At 63.1% G+C, this 15,907-nt stretch carries 13 protein-coding genes; 2 read left to right on the forward strand and 11 right to left on the reverse strand.

Annotated elements, in window-relative coordinates; all coding sequences use genetic code 11:
- From WDU96_RS11995 to WDU96_RS12005, 3 genes are all read right to left on the reverse strand, one after another.
- Positions 1-528: a DUF4190 domain-containing protein gene (locus WDU96_RS11995; RefSeq protein ID WP_337338759.1), complete on the reverse strand. Its 528-nt coding sequence runs from the start codon at positions 526-528 to the stop codon at positions 1-3.
- A gap of 73 nt (positions 529-601) precedes the next feature.
- Entirely contained in the window at positions 602-2,095 is a 1,494-nt protein-coding gene (locus WDU96_RS12000) for an aspartate ammonia-lyase (RefSeq protein ID WP_337338760.1), read from the reverse strand.
- Between the two features lie 123 nt (positions 2,096-2,218).
- Positions 2,219-3,127: a phosphodiesterase gene (locus WDU96_RS12005; RefSeq protein WP_337338761.1), complete on the reverse strand. Its 909-nt coding sequence runs from the start codon at positions 3,125-3,127 to the stop codon at positions 2,219-2,221.
- A 158-nt stretch (positions 3,128-3,285) separates the two neighbouring features.
- Between WDU96_RS12005 and WDU96_RS12010 the strand changes: the two genes are divergently transcribed.
- Positions 3,286-5,409 carry a S9 family peptidase gene (locus WDU96_RS12010; protein ID WP_337338762.1) on the forward strand — a complete coding sequence of 708 codons (2,124 nt, stop codon included), beginning with the start codon at positions 3,286-3,288 and terminating at the stop codon, positions 5,407-5,409.
- A 44-nt stretch (positions 5,410-5,453) separates the two neighbouring features.
- On the opposite strand, the gene WDU96_RS12015 is transcribed toward WDU96_RS12010, so the two are convergent.
- The 3 genes from WDU96_RS12015 to coaBC form a co-directional block, all read right to left on the reverse strand.
- Positions 5,454-6,482 (reverse strand): ATP-dependent 6-phosphofructokinase, encoded by a 1,029-nt coding sequence (locus tag WDU96_RS12015; RefSeq protein WP_337338763.1) that lies wholly within the window; start codon positions 6,480-6,482, stop codon positions 5,454-5,456.
- A 119-nt stretch (positions 6,483-6,601) separates the two neighbouring features.
- Positions 6,602-8,758, reverse strand: coding sequence for a DEAD/DEAH box helicase (locus WDU96_RS12020; RefSeq protein ID WP_337338764.1), 2,157 nt, complete (start codon positions 8,756-8,758; stop codon positions 6,602-6,604).
- 275 nt (positions 8,759-9,033) lie between these two features.
- Positions 9,034-10,251 carry a bifunctional phosphopantothenoylcysteine decarboxylase/phosphopantothenate--cysteine ligase CoaBC gene (gene coaBC / locus WDU96_RS12025; protein ID WP_337338765.1) on the reverse strand — a complete coding sequence of 406 codons (1,218 nt, stop codon included), beginning with the start codon at positions 10,249-10,251 and terminating at the stop codon, positions 9,034-9,036.
- A gap of 50 nt (positions 10,252-10,301) precedes the next feature.
- Between coaBC and WDU96_RS12030 the strand changes: the two genes are divergently transcribed.
- Complete coding sequence (locus WDU96_RS12030; protein ID WP_337338766.1) at positions 10,302-11,021, forward strand: NRDE family protein; 720 nt, start codon at positions 10,302-10,304, stop codon at positions 11,019-11,021.
- A gap of 10 nt (positions 11,022-11,031) precedes the next feature.
- Here the strand turns inward: WDU96_RS12030 and WDU96_RS12035 are convergent, their stop codons facing one another.
- From WDU96_RS12035 to WDU96_RS12055, 5 genes are all read right to left on the reverse strand, one after another.
- The gene (locus WDU96_RS12035) at positions 11,032-11,889 is read right to left on the reverse strand and encodes an aldehyde dehydrogenase family protein (protein ID WP_337338767.1); all 858 of its coding nucleotides are present in this window, start codon (positions 11,887-11,889) and stop codon (positions 11,032-11,034) included.
- Positions 11,886-13,325, reverse strand: coding sequence for an aldehyde dehydrogenase family protein (locus WDU96_RS12040; protein WP_337338768.1), 1,440 nt, complete (start codon positions 13,323-13,325; stop codon positions 11,886-11,888). The genes WDU96_RS12035 and WDU96_RS12040 overlap by 4 nt, the downstream gene beginning before the upstream one ends.
- An 11-nt stretch (positions 13,326-13,336) precedes the next feature.
- A complete protein-coding gene (deoC, locus tag WDU96_RS12045; protein WP_337338769.1) occupies positions 13,337-14,368 on the reverse strand; it encodes a deoxyribose-phosphate aldolase in 1,032 nt (343 codons plus the stop codon).
- A 122-nt stretch (positions 14,369-14,490) separates the two neighbouring features.
- Positions 14,491-15,465 carry a bifunctional riboflavin kinase/FAD synthetase gene (locus tag WDU96_RS12050; protein WP_337338770.1) on the reverse strand — a complete coding sequence of 325 codons (975 nt, stop codon included), beginning with the start codon at positions 15,463-15,465 and terminating at the stop codon, positions 14,491-14,493.
- The gene (locus WDU96_RS12055) at positions 15,462-15,890 is read right to left on the reverse strand and encodes a hypothetical protein (protein WP_337338771.1); all 429 of its coding nucleotides are present in this window, start codon (positions 15,888-15,890) and stop codon (positions 15,462-15,464) included. Before WDU96_RS12055 ends, WDU96_RS12050 begins: the two co-directional genes overlap by 4 nt.
- Positions 15,891-15,907: the final 17 nt, after the last annotated feature.

Raw genomic sequence — 15,907 nt, forward strand, 5'->3', positions numbered from 1 at the left:
CTACTGATCGAGGATCTCGCCGCAGTCGATCTCGATGCCGTTCGTCTCGTAAACACCTGGGCCGTTCGCCAAGCAGAATGAATACAACTCCTCTGCTCCCATGGCAAGCGTCGGCAGCACGACCGCCAGGAAGATCGCCAAGAAGATCAACCCGAGCACCATCGTCACAGAGCTGATGATGATCGCCGCGAGCGCGAACCCGTTCTTCGCGCCGGCTTTCTTACTCTGCACGAGTGCCACGATTCCAAGAATCAAGGCAATCAGCTGGAAGAGCAGCAGCGACAGCACGAAGGCGACGATGCCGAGTGTCTTTCCGGGAACGGCACCGCCTGCGGCGGGTCCGTATGCAGCCGGCGGCGCAGCCGCATAGGGCTGGCCAGAACCTGGCTGCGCGCCGTAGGGCGGAACCGAACCCGGGTTGTAGGCCGGTGGCGGCTGCACATATGCCGGCGGGGCAGGCGCTGGCGGAACCGATGCCTCTCCCTCAGCTGGACGAGGCGTCGAATCAGGGCTCTGCGGATCGGTCATGGCATTCCTTTCAACGGACTACGACACGACGGTATCGGTCTCAGTCGGTTCTGCGCAAAGAACACTGCCTCGATCAGGCCTGCGCGCCAGTGCGCCCCTCAGGAACGGTGGCGAAGCCTGTTTCATCCACAAACATGACCGGTATCGCCGCGGTCGCCGTTTCGAGTCCAGATAGACGTGCCGGTGAAAGTTGCTTGTCGACCGCGTCACGAGTCATCAGACCCGCCTCGACGACCAGGTCGCCAACATTACGGCCGGTCAGAAGCGCAGTCTTCGCGAGCGCCGCCGATGCGGCGTAGCCGATGAACGGCGTCAGCGCGGTAACCACGCCCACCGAAGCCCCTACCATCGCGCCCAGTCGCTCGCGATTCGCCGAGATGCCGTCGACGCAGTTCACGCGAAGAGTGCGCATAGCGCGACGCATCCACGTGATCGATTGGAATATGGAGTGGGCGATGATCGGTTCAAAGGCGTTCAGCTGCAACTGACCGCTTTCGACCGCCATCGTCACCGTAAGATCTGCTCCAGCGACCGAGAAGGCAACCTGATTGACCACCTCGGGGATCACAGGATTGACCTTTCCAGGCATGATGCTGGAGCCCGCTTGGCGGGCGGGCAGGTTGATTTCGCCAAAGCCTGCCTGCGGACCAGACGAGAGCAGTCGCAGGTCGTTGCAGATCTTCGACAGCTTGATGGCATTTCGCTTGAGTGTCGAAGAGAACGACATGAATGCGCCGGTATCGCTCGTCGACTCGACGAGGTCGGTGGCTGTCTCGAGGTCGAGGCCCGAGATCTCGCGCAGATGGCGGAGCACGGCTTCGCCGTAGTCTCGATGCGTAGTGATGCCGGTGCCGATTGCCGTCGCGCCCATGTTGATCTCGTAAAGCAGGTACGCGTTCTCTCTGAGCCGGTGATAGTCCTCGCCCAGGGTTGTCGCGAAACCGTGGAACTCCTGCCCCAGGGTCATCGGCACGGCGTCCTGCAACTGGGTGCGCCCGACCTTCAGCACGTCGTGAAACTCCACGGCCTTAGCCAGAAAGGCGCCACGCAGAAGGTCGAGCTCTTCGAGCAGAGTCAGCAGATCAAGGCTGAGACCGAGCTTGATCGCCGTCGGGTAGACATCGTTGGTCGACTGGCTGCGGTTGGTGTCATCGATAGGTGACAGATAGGCATAGTCGCCCTTCTCACGACCCGCAAGCTCAAGCGCGATATTGGTGATCACCTCGTTCGCGTTCATGTTGGTTGACGTACCGGCGCCGCCCTGAACGACCCCTACGACGAACTGATCGTGAAACTGGCCGTCGATGACGAGCTGCGCGGCACGATCGATGAGATCGGCCTTCGATGGACTGAGCACGCCGATCTCACGGTTCGCCCTGGCGGAGGCTTGCTTCACCATCGCGAGCGCGGCGACAAGATCTTTGTACACCGAGATCGGTCGCATCGAGATAGGAAAGTTCTCAAGCGCGCGAGCTGTGTGCACCCCCCAATACGCGTCCTCAGGGATCTCGACGGAGCCAAGAGAGTCGGTTTCGGTACGGGTACGCGTCGTTGCGTCCATTGCCATGATGCTGAATCCTCGTGAGTTTCATTCGGCGGGTGATGTTGTGCCGAGCCTACCTTCGTGCGGCTCCCGTCGGCCGTGTACATCGCGGCCAGCGGGCGCTGCGTTCTATACATCGCGGACTTGCTACTGGCGCTTGCGCGAAAAGGCCTCAAGCCGCTGTTGTGGGGTGAGCGCGCTCATTTCACGCACCCAATCCGCAGAAAAGAAGTCAGCGGTCGAGGCGTCGACCACCGGCACGACCGAGTGCGTGATCGTCTCGTCGTATACATGCACCAGGTGAAACGACTGACCTGCGTCCATGCCGTTGACCGAAGTCGCGGGGCGCGCGAGGTTCATCGTGTAACAGGTTGCCGACGCGACGCTCACCGGAATCCCGGCGAAGGTTCCGCTGGTCGAGTAGTGCAGGTGGCCGGCGAGAATCGCGCGGACGTCTGTTCCCTCGACCACCTCAGCAAGCCGCTTCTGCTCGCGCAGCTCGAGAATGTCGAAGAACGGGATGTGCGAAGGCAACGGAGGATGATGCATCGCCAGCACAGTGCCCAGTCGCGCGGGAGTCGAAAGCACGTCGCTCAGCCACTGCAGTTGATGGTCATCGAAGTCGCCGTGATGCCACCCGGGCACCGTTGTGTCGAGCGCAATCACACGCAGCCCAGCCACGTCGTGCACAGACACGACGGGCGCCTGGGTCGGCTCAGCGCCCAGTAGCTCGCGACGAAGCACGGAACGCTCATCGTGATTGCCTGCCACCCACACGATCGGTGCCGACATTCGCTCAGCCACCGGCTCGACCATCTCTCGCAGAGTGCGGTAGGCCTCGGGTTCGCCGCGGTCAGCGAGATCTCCCGTGAAGACAATGGCGTCGGGCGAAAGCCGCATCTCTTCGACACGTTCGAGCGTTCTCGCCAGATTCGCCATCGTGTCATATCGCTCGCCTAGCAGGGGGTTTCCCGCAAGCAGATGCGTGTCGCTCACATGCAGCAGTGTTCTCACTGCGGGCGGGTATTGACCGAATCGAGTTGCTTCAGCATCCATGACAGCTTCAGCCTACGTCGAGGGCCCGACGATGCTCTGTGGCTGCAGAGAATTAGCACCAGTCCGAACGCGAGATAACCCGTCCAGGGCTCGCGTTAGGCCAAGGACAGCATCCGATTTCACGCCGGTGAACGACGACGCTCGGCTAGCGTGGAGGCGTGACCGCTGACAACAACACCACCGTACCCAATCCACCCGTTGCGCTTCCGCGGCCGACCGCGCGAAGCCACCACGGCGACACGGTCGAAGACCGCTACGAGTGGCTTCGAGCCAAGGATGATGCGGAAGTGATCTCACACCTTGAGGCCGAGAACGCATACACCCAGAAGCGCACCGAGCATCTTGACGGACTTCGGGGCACGATCTTCGAAGAGATCAAGAGCCGTACGCTTGAAACCGACCTGTCTGTGCCGACTCGGCGCGGCCAGTGGTGGTACTACGGTCGCACGGTCGAGGGATCGCAGTACGGCATTCAGTGTCGCGCACCGCTCGCATCAGCCGACGACTGGACGCCACCGGAGTTGTCGCCAGACACCGTCATTGATGGCGAGCAGATCTTGCTCGACGGCAACAAAGAGGCGGAGGGGCATGACTTCTTCTCCCTCGGCAGCTTCGAGGTGTCGAACGACGGCACCCTGATGTTGTTCGGCGTCGACCTCGCTGGCGATGAGCGATACACGGTTCAGGTGCGCAACCTTGTGACGGGCGAGCAGCTGCCCGACCAGATCGCCGGCACCAGCGCGGGCGCCGGGTTCTCGCCTGACGGCCGGTTCATCGTGTATTCAACTGTCGACGACGCGTGGCGCCCCGACACCGTGCTGCTGCACGAACTCGGCACGCCGGTCGAGCACGATGTCACCCTGTTTCACGAACCAGACGAACGCTACTGGGTAGGTGCGGGGTTCACCCGAAGCGACCGATATCTGGTGATCGGCCTCGGCTCATCGATAACGTCCGAAGAGTGGCTCATCGATGCCGACGACCTACGCTCACAGCCTCGGGTCGTGTGGCCACGGCGAGAAGGTGTTGAGTACGAGTCCGAGCACGCGGTGATCGATGGCGAAGACGTGCTCTATATCCTCCACAACGAAGACGCGCTCGACTTCGAACTGGTGCGGGTGTCTGCGGCCGACCCGGCTGGTGCGCGCACCGGCGTGATCACCCACAAGCCGGGTCAGCGACTTCTGGGAATCTCGACCTTCCGCGACTGGGGTGTGGTCGGCTATCGACGTGACGGCCTGGCACGCATGGGTCTTTTGAACTACGAGACCAACGCCGTCGATGAGCTTGAGTTCGATGAGCCGCTCTATGCCGTCGGCGGCGGGGGGAATCCTGAGTGGGCTCCCCCGATCTTGCGCCTCGGCTACGGCTCTTTCGTCACCCCGGGCACCGTCTACGACCTCGACATCGCGTCGAGAAGGCTCCATCTGCGCAAGCGTCAGCCCGTGCTCGGTGGGTACGACCCCGAGGACTACGCCCAAGCGCGAGTATGGGCACCGGCCGCGGATGGGACGCAGATTCCTCTTTCGCTGGTGTGGAAGCGATCCTTCGGCGAAGCAGGATCCGAGCCGCGCCCGCTTCATCTTTACGGATACGGCTCCTACGAGCACTCGATCGACCCGGGGTTCTCGATCGCACGGCTGTCGGAACTCGATAGAGGGGTCATCTTCGCGGTCGCTCACGTGCGCGGCGGCGGTGAGATGGGGCGCCAGTGGTACGAAGACGGCAAGCTGCTCGCAAAGCGCAACACGTTCACCGACTTCGTGGGCTGCGCACGGCACTTGATCGATCAGCGTTACACCAGCGCCGACCGACTCGTGGCCGAAGGCGGCTCGGCGGGTGGCCTGCTGATGGGCGCAATCGCCAACCTGGCGCCGGAGTTGTTTGCAGGCGTGCTCGCCGACGTTCCGTTCGTCGATGCGCTCACGACAATCCTCGATCCGACACTGCCGCTCACTGTCATCGAGTGGGATGAGTGGGGCGACCCGCTGCACAATTCCGACGTATACGAATACATGAAGTCGTACTCACCCTATGAGAACGTGCGCCCTGGAGTGCACTACCCGAGAATCCTCGCGGTGACCTCGCTCAACGACACTCGTGTGATGTACGTCGAGCCCGCGAAGTGGGTTGCCCGCCTTCGCGAGGTTGGCGCAGACGCAATGCTCAAGTGTGAGATGGTTGCCGGTCATGGTGGCGTGAGCGGCCGCTACAACGCCTGGCAAGAACGAGCTTTTGAACTCGCGTGGTTGCTGGACGTACTCGGAGTCGCTGACCGTTAATGGGGTGGGCGCTCCGGCCGATGGCCGCGAGCGCCCGCACCGGATTATCCGAACAGCGCCGCAGCTTCGTCGTAGCGGTAGCGCGGCACGGTGTTCAACTCGCCGAGAGCTTCGGCGAAAGGTACACGAACGATATCGGTGCCGCGCATCGCGACCATCTGCCCCCACGCGCCGTCCATGATGGCGTCGGCCGTGTGCAGTCCCAGACGCGTTGCAAGAACGCGATCAAACCCGGAGGGTGAGCCGCCGCGTTGAATGTGGCCCAAGACCGTCGCACGCGTCTCGATTCCCGTGATGCGCTCGATCTCGGGAGCCAGCACTTCACTGATTCCGCCAAGACGTGGGCGGTTGAAGGCGTCGAGTCCCTTATCGCTGAAGGCTTCGTCCATGCCGGTGAGGGTGAAACCCTCAGATACCACGACAAGCGGGGCGCGGCCGCGGTCGTGGGCACTCGTCACGAGGTCGGCGACCTCGTCGATCGACATGGGCACCTCGGGGATGCAGATAGCGTGCGCGCCGGCCGCCATTCCCGCGTGGAGCGCGATCCAGCCGACGTGGCGCCCCATGACCTCGGCAACCATGCATCGCTGGTGCGAGTCGCCTGTGGTCCGCAGACGATCCATGGCATCGGTGGCGATGTTCACGGCGGTGTCGAAACCGAATGAGTAGTCGGTGGCGCGCAGATCGTTGTCGATCGTCTTGGGAACACCAAGAACGTTGATGCCGTCGTTTGCGAGCCGATTGGCAGCGGCGAGGGTGCCCTCGCCGCCGATGGCGATGATGCCATCGATGCGGTGGCCGTAGAGGGTCTTGGCGATGTTCTCAGCGCCACCGCGAGGTCCCTCGTAGGGGTTTGTACGGCTTGTGCCGAGGATCGTGCCGCCGACCTTCGACAGGCCCTTCACATCGTGACGCGTGAGGGGAAAGAAATCACCGTCAACGACACCGCGCCACCCATCGCGAATCCCGATGAACTCGATATCGTAGGCGGTCGTGGCTTTCAGCACCACGCCGCGAATAACCGCATTGAGTCCGGGGCAGTCGCCTCCGCTGGTCAGGATGCCGATCTTCATGCTGTGGTCCTCGCTAGTGTCGGGGGTAGAGTCGGCGACGCTGCCTCCACCGACATTAGCGCTCACCGCCAGTTGTGGCTACACGACGTGCGTCGGTCACGCAGCCCCACCCATTTGGACTATTCGCCGCCCAGCGCCTGGCGAACCAGGTGCATGAGTGCAGAAAGCTGCACGGAGTCGCTCGACTGCGGGTCGACCGCTTCGCCATCGAGCGCACGAGCAGCAAGCCCCTGTTTCGAGTCGATCAGCTCAGCGATCTTGGTATCGATCGTGTGTGCGGCGATGATGCGCCACGCCGTGACCGGTTCGTCCTGCCCGATACGGTGCACGCGGTCGATGGCCTGCGTCTGCTCGGCGGCTGTCCACGAAAGCTCCGCCAATACGACGTTGGATGCTGCCTGCATGTTCAGTCCCACGCCGGCGGCGGTGAGTGAGCACACCGCGATTCCCACGTCGGGATCGTTGTTGAAGGAATCGATCGCCTGCTGACGCGCAGCGGTGCTCTGGTCACCACGAATCGACACCGACGAGATTCCGGCGGCAGCAAAGTGCTGCTCAGCAGCATCCATCACATCGATGTGCTTGGCGAAGAAGACAACCTTGCCCACGGCACGCTGCAGCTGCGCGGTGTAGTCGGCGGCGAGGGTCGCCTTCGCCTGGCCGATCTTGCGCACCATCGTGAAGACGTTCTCTGACCCGGTTCCGGCAGCCTTCGATTCCTCGAGCTCGTTCTGAGCGACGAGGCGCACGATGTCGGTATCGATCTCGTTGGCGTCGAGACCGCGGTCGCCGCGAGCCTCGATGATGCGCCGGTAGCGCGCTGCCAATCGCTCGCCGAGCTCGCGCTCAGCCTGTCGGATTGAGCGACCGAAGTCATCATCGAGTTCGACGGGAAGATCGGCAATCAGCTTGTCGGGCAGATCAGCGGCAACGTCCTTCTTCTTGCGGCGCACGATCCCCATCGAGATGACTGCGTCGCGCGCTTCGGGATAGAAGGCTTTGTCGGCCGGGGTCAGCCCCGTTTCATCGAGCTTCGCCATCAGCGTCGAACCGGGCTTTTCGCCCGTAGTCCAGCCGAGGAAGCGCCAGATTGCGTCGAAGTCCTCGACGTCGTTGATCAGCGGCGTGCCTGTCAGCGCCAACAGCAGTGGATTGCGCACCTGCTCGCGAATGCGACCTGCCAGAGCCAACACGTTCTTCGAGCGCTGAGATGTGAGGTTCTTGATGAAGTGCGCCTCGTCAACAACCATCCCTTTGAGCCCGAGCGACGAGAGCCACGCGAGGTGCCGATCAAGAATCTCGTAGTTCACGATGAACACGTCGGCGAAGGCGTCGACATCTTCGCCGTCGCCCTGAATGACCGTCGCCCGCCGGTTCGGCGTCCAACGCTCGACCTCGCGGGCCCAGTTCATCTTGACGACGTTCGGCACGACCACCAGCAGCGGGTAGGCCTCAGCCACCGATGCTGCCAGCACAGATTCCGCGGTCTTTCCCAGACCTGGCTCGTCGGCGAGCAAGAACGTGCGGTGTCCGCCACGCACCGACTCGAGGAATCGAGACTGATGCACCATGACCTCAAGCCCCTTGGGCGAGAGACGGTCGTATTCGGGCACCGGGGGCAGATCCATCGACGCGCTGGTGCCGCCAGCGCCCATCTCAAATGCTTTGTAGAGCGGACCCATCAGCTCCCATCCGTCGAGGCGACGGCGTGGCGTCTCTTTCGACGCCGGAGCGCTGAGATCTGGCGCGAGGAATGGGTTCGCCATCTGGCGCGACTCAACCTGCGGCGGAATCACCTGACGCTCGGCAAGCGCAGCGGGAACGACGGGCGCTGATTGAGGCTTGGCATCGGTGATGATGAGCTCATCGGGAGCCAACTCGGCGCCGGATTCGATCAACCAGTCTCGTCGCATGCGCCGGGCCACCGGAGACGTGGCCTGGTCTGCTTCCAACAGCTGAATAAGCGAAGTGTCGCGGGCTGCGGTCTTCGCGAGAATCGTTGCAACGCCGTCGAGGCGCTTGAGCAGCTCAGCGCGCGACCCTTCAGCGATGTCTGCGTCGGCTTTGACTCTGGCGCGCTCTTCGCGCACCAGGAAGGCAATCACCTGGAACTTCACGCGGTTCGTGGGGCCGAGCTTGCCGCGCTGCGACTTCGCTTCGACCTCGCGCACCTTGCGGGCGAGAATCGGGATGATCGGGGCTTCATCGTCTCGACGAGACGATGAAGGCCTTCTGCGTCGCTGTGCGGACGACTGGGCGGACGCCGTGGTCGGCATGCTCCTCCTGAGCGTGAGTGCCGGAAGTCCGGCGAGGACCGGCCAGAGCCGGTTGTGCTGTCTGTTCCGCGGGCGACACGGTCGCCGTCGCGAACGCGAAGGGTGAAACCTGTACCAACGGCCGCGGGCACTCACTTCTGCGAGCAGCGACATCGCCGGGTATAGCTTCGACGCTCAGTCTAGCGGAAACTCGGCAAAACAACCCACGGCAATCACTCGAGCGTCAGGTGGTCCGCCTCGCAGTGCTCGGTCTAAGGTTCACACACACCGCGGGTTCACCGGCTGCGCGTGACGACAATCGCGTCCCAAAGGGCATCGGCCACTTGTCGTTTCGTGCCGCTGACATCGTTCAACACCGCACCAGCGCGATCGATGATCGTGAGCGCGTTCGCTTCGCTTTCGAAGCCCTGCGACCATCCCACCTCGTTCACAGCAAGCAGGTCGACGCCCTTGCGCGCTGCTTTGCGACGCCCCCGATCTACGAGCGTTTCTCCGTTCTGCGGAGTCTCGGCCGCAAAGCCGACTATCGTTTGCCCGTTCGCGCGATCAGCAACCAGCGCCCGCAAGATGTCTGGGGTGACTGCGAGGTCGAGCGACCGCACCCCGTCGCCCGCGGCTTCCTTGCTCAGCTTGTGCGACGACACCTCCACCGGCCGATAGTCGGCTACGGCCGCGGCCATCACGATGACGTCGCTCAAGGCCGCACGCGTGTGCATGGCCTCTTCGAGCTCACGCGCCGTACTCACGCGCTCAAGAGCAATGTGTCGCTGGCCTGAAACCGTAGCAAGCACACCCTCGTCGGTGTGTGCGGCGACCAACGTGACTGCCGCGCCTCGCTGGGCTGCGGCGAGCGCCACCGCGACCCCTTGACGACCACTTGAGCGGTTGCCGAGAAATCGCACCGGGTCGATCGGTTCTCGCGTGCCGCCGGTGCTTACGAGAACTCGAAGCCCCGCGAGATCGCGCCCCGCACCTGCCGCCGAAAGAGCAGCATCCACGATCGTCTCCGGCTCCGACATTCGGCCCGCTCCACTGTCGCCGCCGGTGAGTTCGCCGGTTTCTGGACCGACCACGACCACACCACGTGAGCGGAGAACTTCGATGTTGTTCACGGTGGCCGGATGCTGCCACATCTCGGTGTGCATGGCTGGCGCGACCACAACTGGCGCGCGCGTCGCGAGCAGCGTCGTGCCCACAAGGTTGTCCGCGATGCCAACAGCCATCTTCGCGAGGCTGTTCGCCGTCGCCGGCGCGACGATCACGAGGTCTGCGGACTGCCCAAGTGCGACGTGCCTGACGCTGGCGACGTCGTCGTGCACTGATGTTGTCACCGCATTGCGACTCACCCCTTGCCACGTTGGCAAGCCGACAAAGCGCAGCGCGTCATCAGTCGGCACCACGTGAACCTCGTGGCCTGCTTTCACGAGAAGTCTCACAAGGTGAACGCTCTTGTATGCGGCGATACCTCCGGTGACTGCTACCACAATGAACACGTTCCGATCATTGCACGCCAGGCCTCGCTCAAGCACGAGAGACTTGACGCGTGTGCACAGTCATCATTCGCGTTCCCGTTCAGCCGAACGACGCCGTGCGCGTGCTCGCGATTCGCGACGAAGATCCGCACCGCCCATGGGACCGGCTCGGTGAGTGGTGGCCCGACACTCACCACGGCATCGCCGGAGTGCGTGATGCGCGCGCAGGCGGCGCGTGGCTTGCCGCGCAGGCGACGTCGTCGCGATTCGCGGTGCTGCTGAACAGGGCCGACCTCGCGTCGCTCCCCGAATCAGAACTGCACTCTCGCGGCAACATCGTGCTCGACGCCGCTTCTGGCGTGTTGCCGACGGCGCCGGTGGCAACACACGGGTTCAACCTCGTGACGGTAGCGGATGGCATCGCCAGGGTCTTCACATGGGACGGTGTAGCTCTCACCGAGACCGCCCTCTCGCCCGGCACCCACATGATCGCTCATGACGGCATCAATGATGAGAGCACTCCGCGCATTGCGCGGTGGCTCGATCAGTTTCGATCGGCACCCCTCAGTGCCGATCCGAAATGGTGGACATCGTGGGTGGAGATCTTGGACAGCTCCACCACACTTGACAGCACCGATGACCGTGCGATCATCCGCGACAACCGCCCACATGGCTACCCGACACTGTCGCTTCTCGCGTGCGCAGTGTCGGTATCTGCATCGGGTGTCGACGCTCGCTACGGGGAACTCGCGGAACCAGGCAAGTGGGGCAGCGGGATCGATCTGGCCTAGTGCGCCCCGCTTAGAGGAGGCTCTTGGTGTGCCACACGGTCTTAGTCTCTGTGAACGCCGCGATGCGGTGGAGGCTGGGGGCCGCTGCCGCGCTTTCTGGCCCGAGCACTCGAGTGAGCGTCTCGGCCGCTGCGATCTGCAATTCGACCCAATCGATCTCGCCCGCACCCACAAGATCGAGCCCGTGCACGTCAGGGTGCGAGGCCAACCACGGCGCGATCTCTGCCGGCGAACCAGTGAGCACATTCACCACACCCCCGGGCACATCGCTTGTGGCAAGCGCTTCTGACAGAGATATCGCCGATAGTGGATGCTGCTGCGAGGCCACGGCCACGACCGAATTGCCCGTCACCAGCGCCGGGGCAATGGCCGATACCAGTCCCAACAGAGCAGATTCTTGCGGTGCGATGATCGCGACAACGCCCGTCGGTTCCGGCAGCGAGATGTTGAAGAACGGACCGGCGACGGGGTTGGCATTGCCCGCGACCTGAGCGAACTTGTCGCACCAGCCCGCGTACCACACCCACGTGTCGATCGCTTCGTCGACCTCTGCACTCGCGACCGAGGCCGAGGCTTGGGTCTGCGCCGAGATCTCGTCGATGAACTGAGCCCGCCGACCTTCGAGAATCTCGGCGACCCGATAGAGCACCTGACCGCGGTTGTACGGTGTCGCACCTGCCCATGATCGACCAGCTGCCTGCGCCGCAGATACGGCATCTCTCGCGTCTTTGCGTGAAGCCCGCGACGCGTTCGCCAAGAACGCACCCTTGGCCGTCGTCACCGGGTAGATTCGCCCTGATTCACTGCGGGGGAACTTGCCGCCGATATAGAGCTTGTAGGTCTTCGGCACGGTCAGTCGCTTGCTCATGCTGCCCCCTTCAAGTACGCGAGCAGCCCCTGCCGGCCGCCCTCGCGCCCGTAGCCCGACTCCTTGTAGCCGCCGAATGGGCTCGCTGGGTCAAAACGGTTGAACGTGTTGGCCCAAATCACACCCGCACGCAGCTTGTCGGCAACAGCCAGGATGCGCGAGCCTTTGTCGCTCCAGATGCCCGCCGAGAGTCCGTACGGCGTGTTGTTGGCTTTCGCGATCGCTTCGGCTGGCGTTCGGAAGGTCAGCACCGAAAGCACGGGTCCGAAGATCTCGTCGCGAGCGATGCGGTGGCTTGCCTGCACATTGGTGAATATCGTGGGCGCGAACCAGAATCCCTTTTCGGGGATGACGCAGTTCGCGCTCCAGCGCTGCGCGCCCTCTTCTTCACCGATCTGGCTGAGCTCGCGCACCCGGTTGAGCTGCTCAAGCGAGTTGATCGCACCGATGTCGGTGTTCTTGTCCAATGGGTCACCCATGCGAAGGGTTGACAGCCGCCGTTTCAGCCGCTCCACGACTTCGTCATGAATCGACTCCTGCACGATCAAGCGACTGCCCGCGCAGCACACTTGCCCCTGATTGAAGAAGATTCCCGTGACGATGCCGTCAATTGCCTGCTCGATGGGGGCGTCTTCGAAGATGATGTTGGCTGCTTTGCCTCCGAGCTCGAGCGTGAGCTTCTTGTCGGTGCCAGCTACCGCCTTCGCTATCTCGCGTCCGACCGGAGTGGATCCGGTGAAGGCAACCTTATTGACGTCGGGATGCCGAACCATTGCGGCACCGGTCGATCCGGCACCGGTGACAATGTTTACGACGCCCGCGGGCAGGTCAGCCTGTTGCAGGATCTCGGCGAAGATCAGTGCCGTCAGGGGCGTCGTTTCGGCCGGTTTGATCACCACGGTATTGCCCGCGGCGAGCGCGGGGGCAACCTTCCACGCGAGCATCAACAGCGGAAAGTTCCACGGGATCACCTGTGCAGCGACACCCAACGACCGCGGGTTCGCCCCAAGACCCGCGAAGTCGAGCTTGTCTGCCCAGCCCGCGTAGTAGAAGAACCATGCCGCCACCAGCGGCACATCGACATCACGGCTCTCTTTGATCGGCTTGCCGTTGTCGAGGCTCTCCGCAACGGCGAGTTCGCGCGCACGCTCTTGCACCAGTCGGGCGATTCGAAACAGATACTTGCCGCGGTCGCGACCGCGCATCTTGGCCCAGACTTTATCGTGCGCGCGCCGAGCTGCTGCCACGGCCTGGTCGATGTCTGCCTCAGACGCCGCTGCCACAGTGGCGATGTGCGACTCATCGGCCGGCGAGATCGTCGCGAAGCTCTCCCCCGTGCCGGGCCGGAACTGCCCGTCGATGAAGAGTCCATACTCGTCGCGCAGGCTCAAAATAGCGCGAGACTCGGGTGCAGGAGCGTACTCGAGGAAAGTCACAGTGTCTCGATTCAGTCGATCGTCACGTAGTCGGCGCCGGTGTAATGACCGGTCGATATCTTTTGGCGCTGACGAAGCACATCGTTGAGCAAACTCGACGCGCCGAAGCGGAACAGATGCGGCTGCAGCCACTCCTCGCCCGCGGTCTCGGCGACGGTGACAACGTGCTTGATCGCATCTTTTGAGGTTCGGATGCCGCCCGCGGGCTTCACACCGATCTTCTCGCCGGTCGCGCGGTACCAATCGCGCACGACCTCGAGCATCAGCAGGGTGACCGGCAGGGTCGCAGCTGGCTGCACCTTTCCAGTCGACGTTTTGATGAAGTCACCGCCCGCCAGAATTGCAAGCCACGAAGCACGCTTGATGTTGTCGTAGGTGTTCAACTCGCCGGTTTCAAGGATGACCTTGAGCGAGGCCGACGTACCATCAGCGCGCACGCACGCGGCCTTCACCTGCGTGATCTGCTCGAAAACTACCCCGTAGCGGCCAGAGAGGAATGCGCCTCGATCGATCACCATGTCGATCTCATCAGCGCCGTTGCTCACGGCGTCAGCGGTGTCAGCCAGTTTCACCGCCAGCGAGGCTCGTCCGCTCGGGAAGGCGGTGGCTACTGCCGCGACGCTGACCCCGCCGTCGTCAGGGTCACCGTGAGCTGATCCGAGCGCTTCAATAGCTATCGGGACCATGTCACCGTAGACACAGACCGCGGCAACCCTTGGGCAGGACTGATCCGAAGCGTCAGGGTTGAGTGCCTTCGCGACGAGAGAGCGAACCTTGCCCGGTGTATCCGCTCCTTCGAGCGTGGTGAGGTCGATCAACTCGACGATCTTGTCGAGGGCCCACACCTTGGAGGTGGTCTTGATCGAGCGGGTTCCGAGATCGGCAGCGCGTGCCTCGAGTCCTACCGCGTCGACGCCCGACAAGCCGTTGAGGTAGCGCCGCAGTGTTTCGTCATCGGGTGTTCCGCCCAGCAGTGCAGCCGCACGCTCAGTCAGAGATTCGATATTGCGCGTCGGGCGCGCAGTGGCGGTTGTCGCACTCATAGTCCTCCTCGATGCTCCCCGCACACCGATGAGGATTCGCCGTCGATGCACTCGCTTCGATCGTAGGCGGGCAAGGCCCGTCGGTCTACGTCTTGATCGCGTCGAACATCACCGTGAGTCTGCTAGAGCTGAGCGCGCACTCGCTCGACATCGTCCGACATCTGAGCGATCAGAGGTTCAATCCCGTCGAAGGTGACCATTCCGCGAATGTGCGAAACAAACTCGACAGACACCTCATGACCGTAGAGATCAAGGTCCGTCTCGTCGAGCACATACGCCTCGACTTGACGCACGACGACGTCACCGAAGGTCGGGTTGGTGCCAATACTGATCGCCGCCGGGTATCGAACGCTGCGGTCCGCCGAAGCGACCCTGCGAGCGGTTCCGCCTGCGCCGTGATCTACGAGCCAGCCCGCATAAACGCCCTCTGCGGGCACGAAACCGTTGAGGTCTGTGGCGAGGTTCGCGGTGGGGAAACCCAACTCGCGCCCTCGCTTCTGCCCGTGAACGACCTCGCCGCTCACGGCGTGACGCCGGCCCAAGAGTCGAGACGCCGTCTCAACATCGCCCTCGCTGAGCGCCTCGCGTATCCAAGTTGATGACACACGACGACCCGCGTCGATGGCGCGCACATCATCGATCACCTGAACACCAAAACCATGATGCTTGCCGGACGCACGCAATAGCTCGGGCGTGCCGCGGCCGAGGTGGCCGAACCTGAAGTCGCTGCCGACGAGCACGGCCACCGCGCCAAGCGCCTCGACCAAGATCTGCGCAACGAAATCCTCCGCTGCGACAGTGGCGAGGTCTTCATCGAAATGCAGCATGAGCGTCGCATCGACACCTGCCTGGGCCAACAGGCGAAGCTTCTGATCGACTCCGACGAGCTCTTCCGGGCAAAGCTCTGGCCGCAGATAGGCCAGCGGGTTGCGGTCGAACGTGACCGCAACCACTCGCGCGCCGAGCGAAGCAGCATCCACTCGAGCTCGATCGATCACCGCCCGGTGGCCGCTGTGCACCCCGTCGAACTTTCCGATCGCCACCACGGAGGGGCCGAAACTCGACGGCACCTCAGACAGTTCACGAAAGACGTTCATGCCGCCGCCAATACAGGACGATCGGCGGGGTTGTGTGCGACCAGCCACCACATTCCGAAGAACGGCAGAACCAGCGGGATGAACACATAGCCCATCCCAAACCACGACCAGACGGTGGGGTGGCCGAACAGCTCGGGCCAGACCAAACTCAGTGTGCCGACAACGATGACGCCGAGCATCTCGAATGTGATGGCAATCCACGCGACCAAGTACCAGCCGCGTGAGCCGGCAAAGACGAGCGCCAAAGTGGCGACGATGTAGACCACCGCCGCCAGTGCTGACAAGGAGTAAGCCAGCGGCGCATCGTCGAACTCCCTCACGATCTGCACGAACGAGCGTCCCGTTGCGGCGAGTGCCATGATCGCGTAGACGATCACGAGAACACGGCCGATTCCGGTCATACGGGGGCGGGTAGGAGTTGTCATGACTGATCAATCTTAAG

Origin of the sequence: Microbacterium marmarense (assembly GCF_037204165.1) — a bacterium.
Taxonomy (GTDB): domain Bacteria; phylum Actinomycetota; class Actinomycetes; order Actinomycetales; family Microbacteriaceae; genus Microbacterium; species Microbacterium marmarense.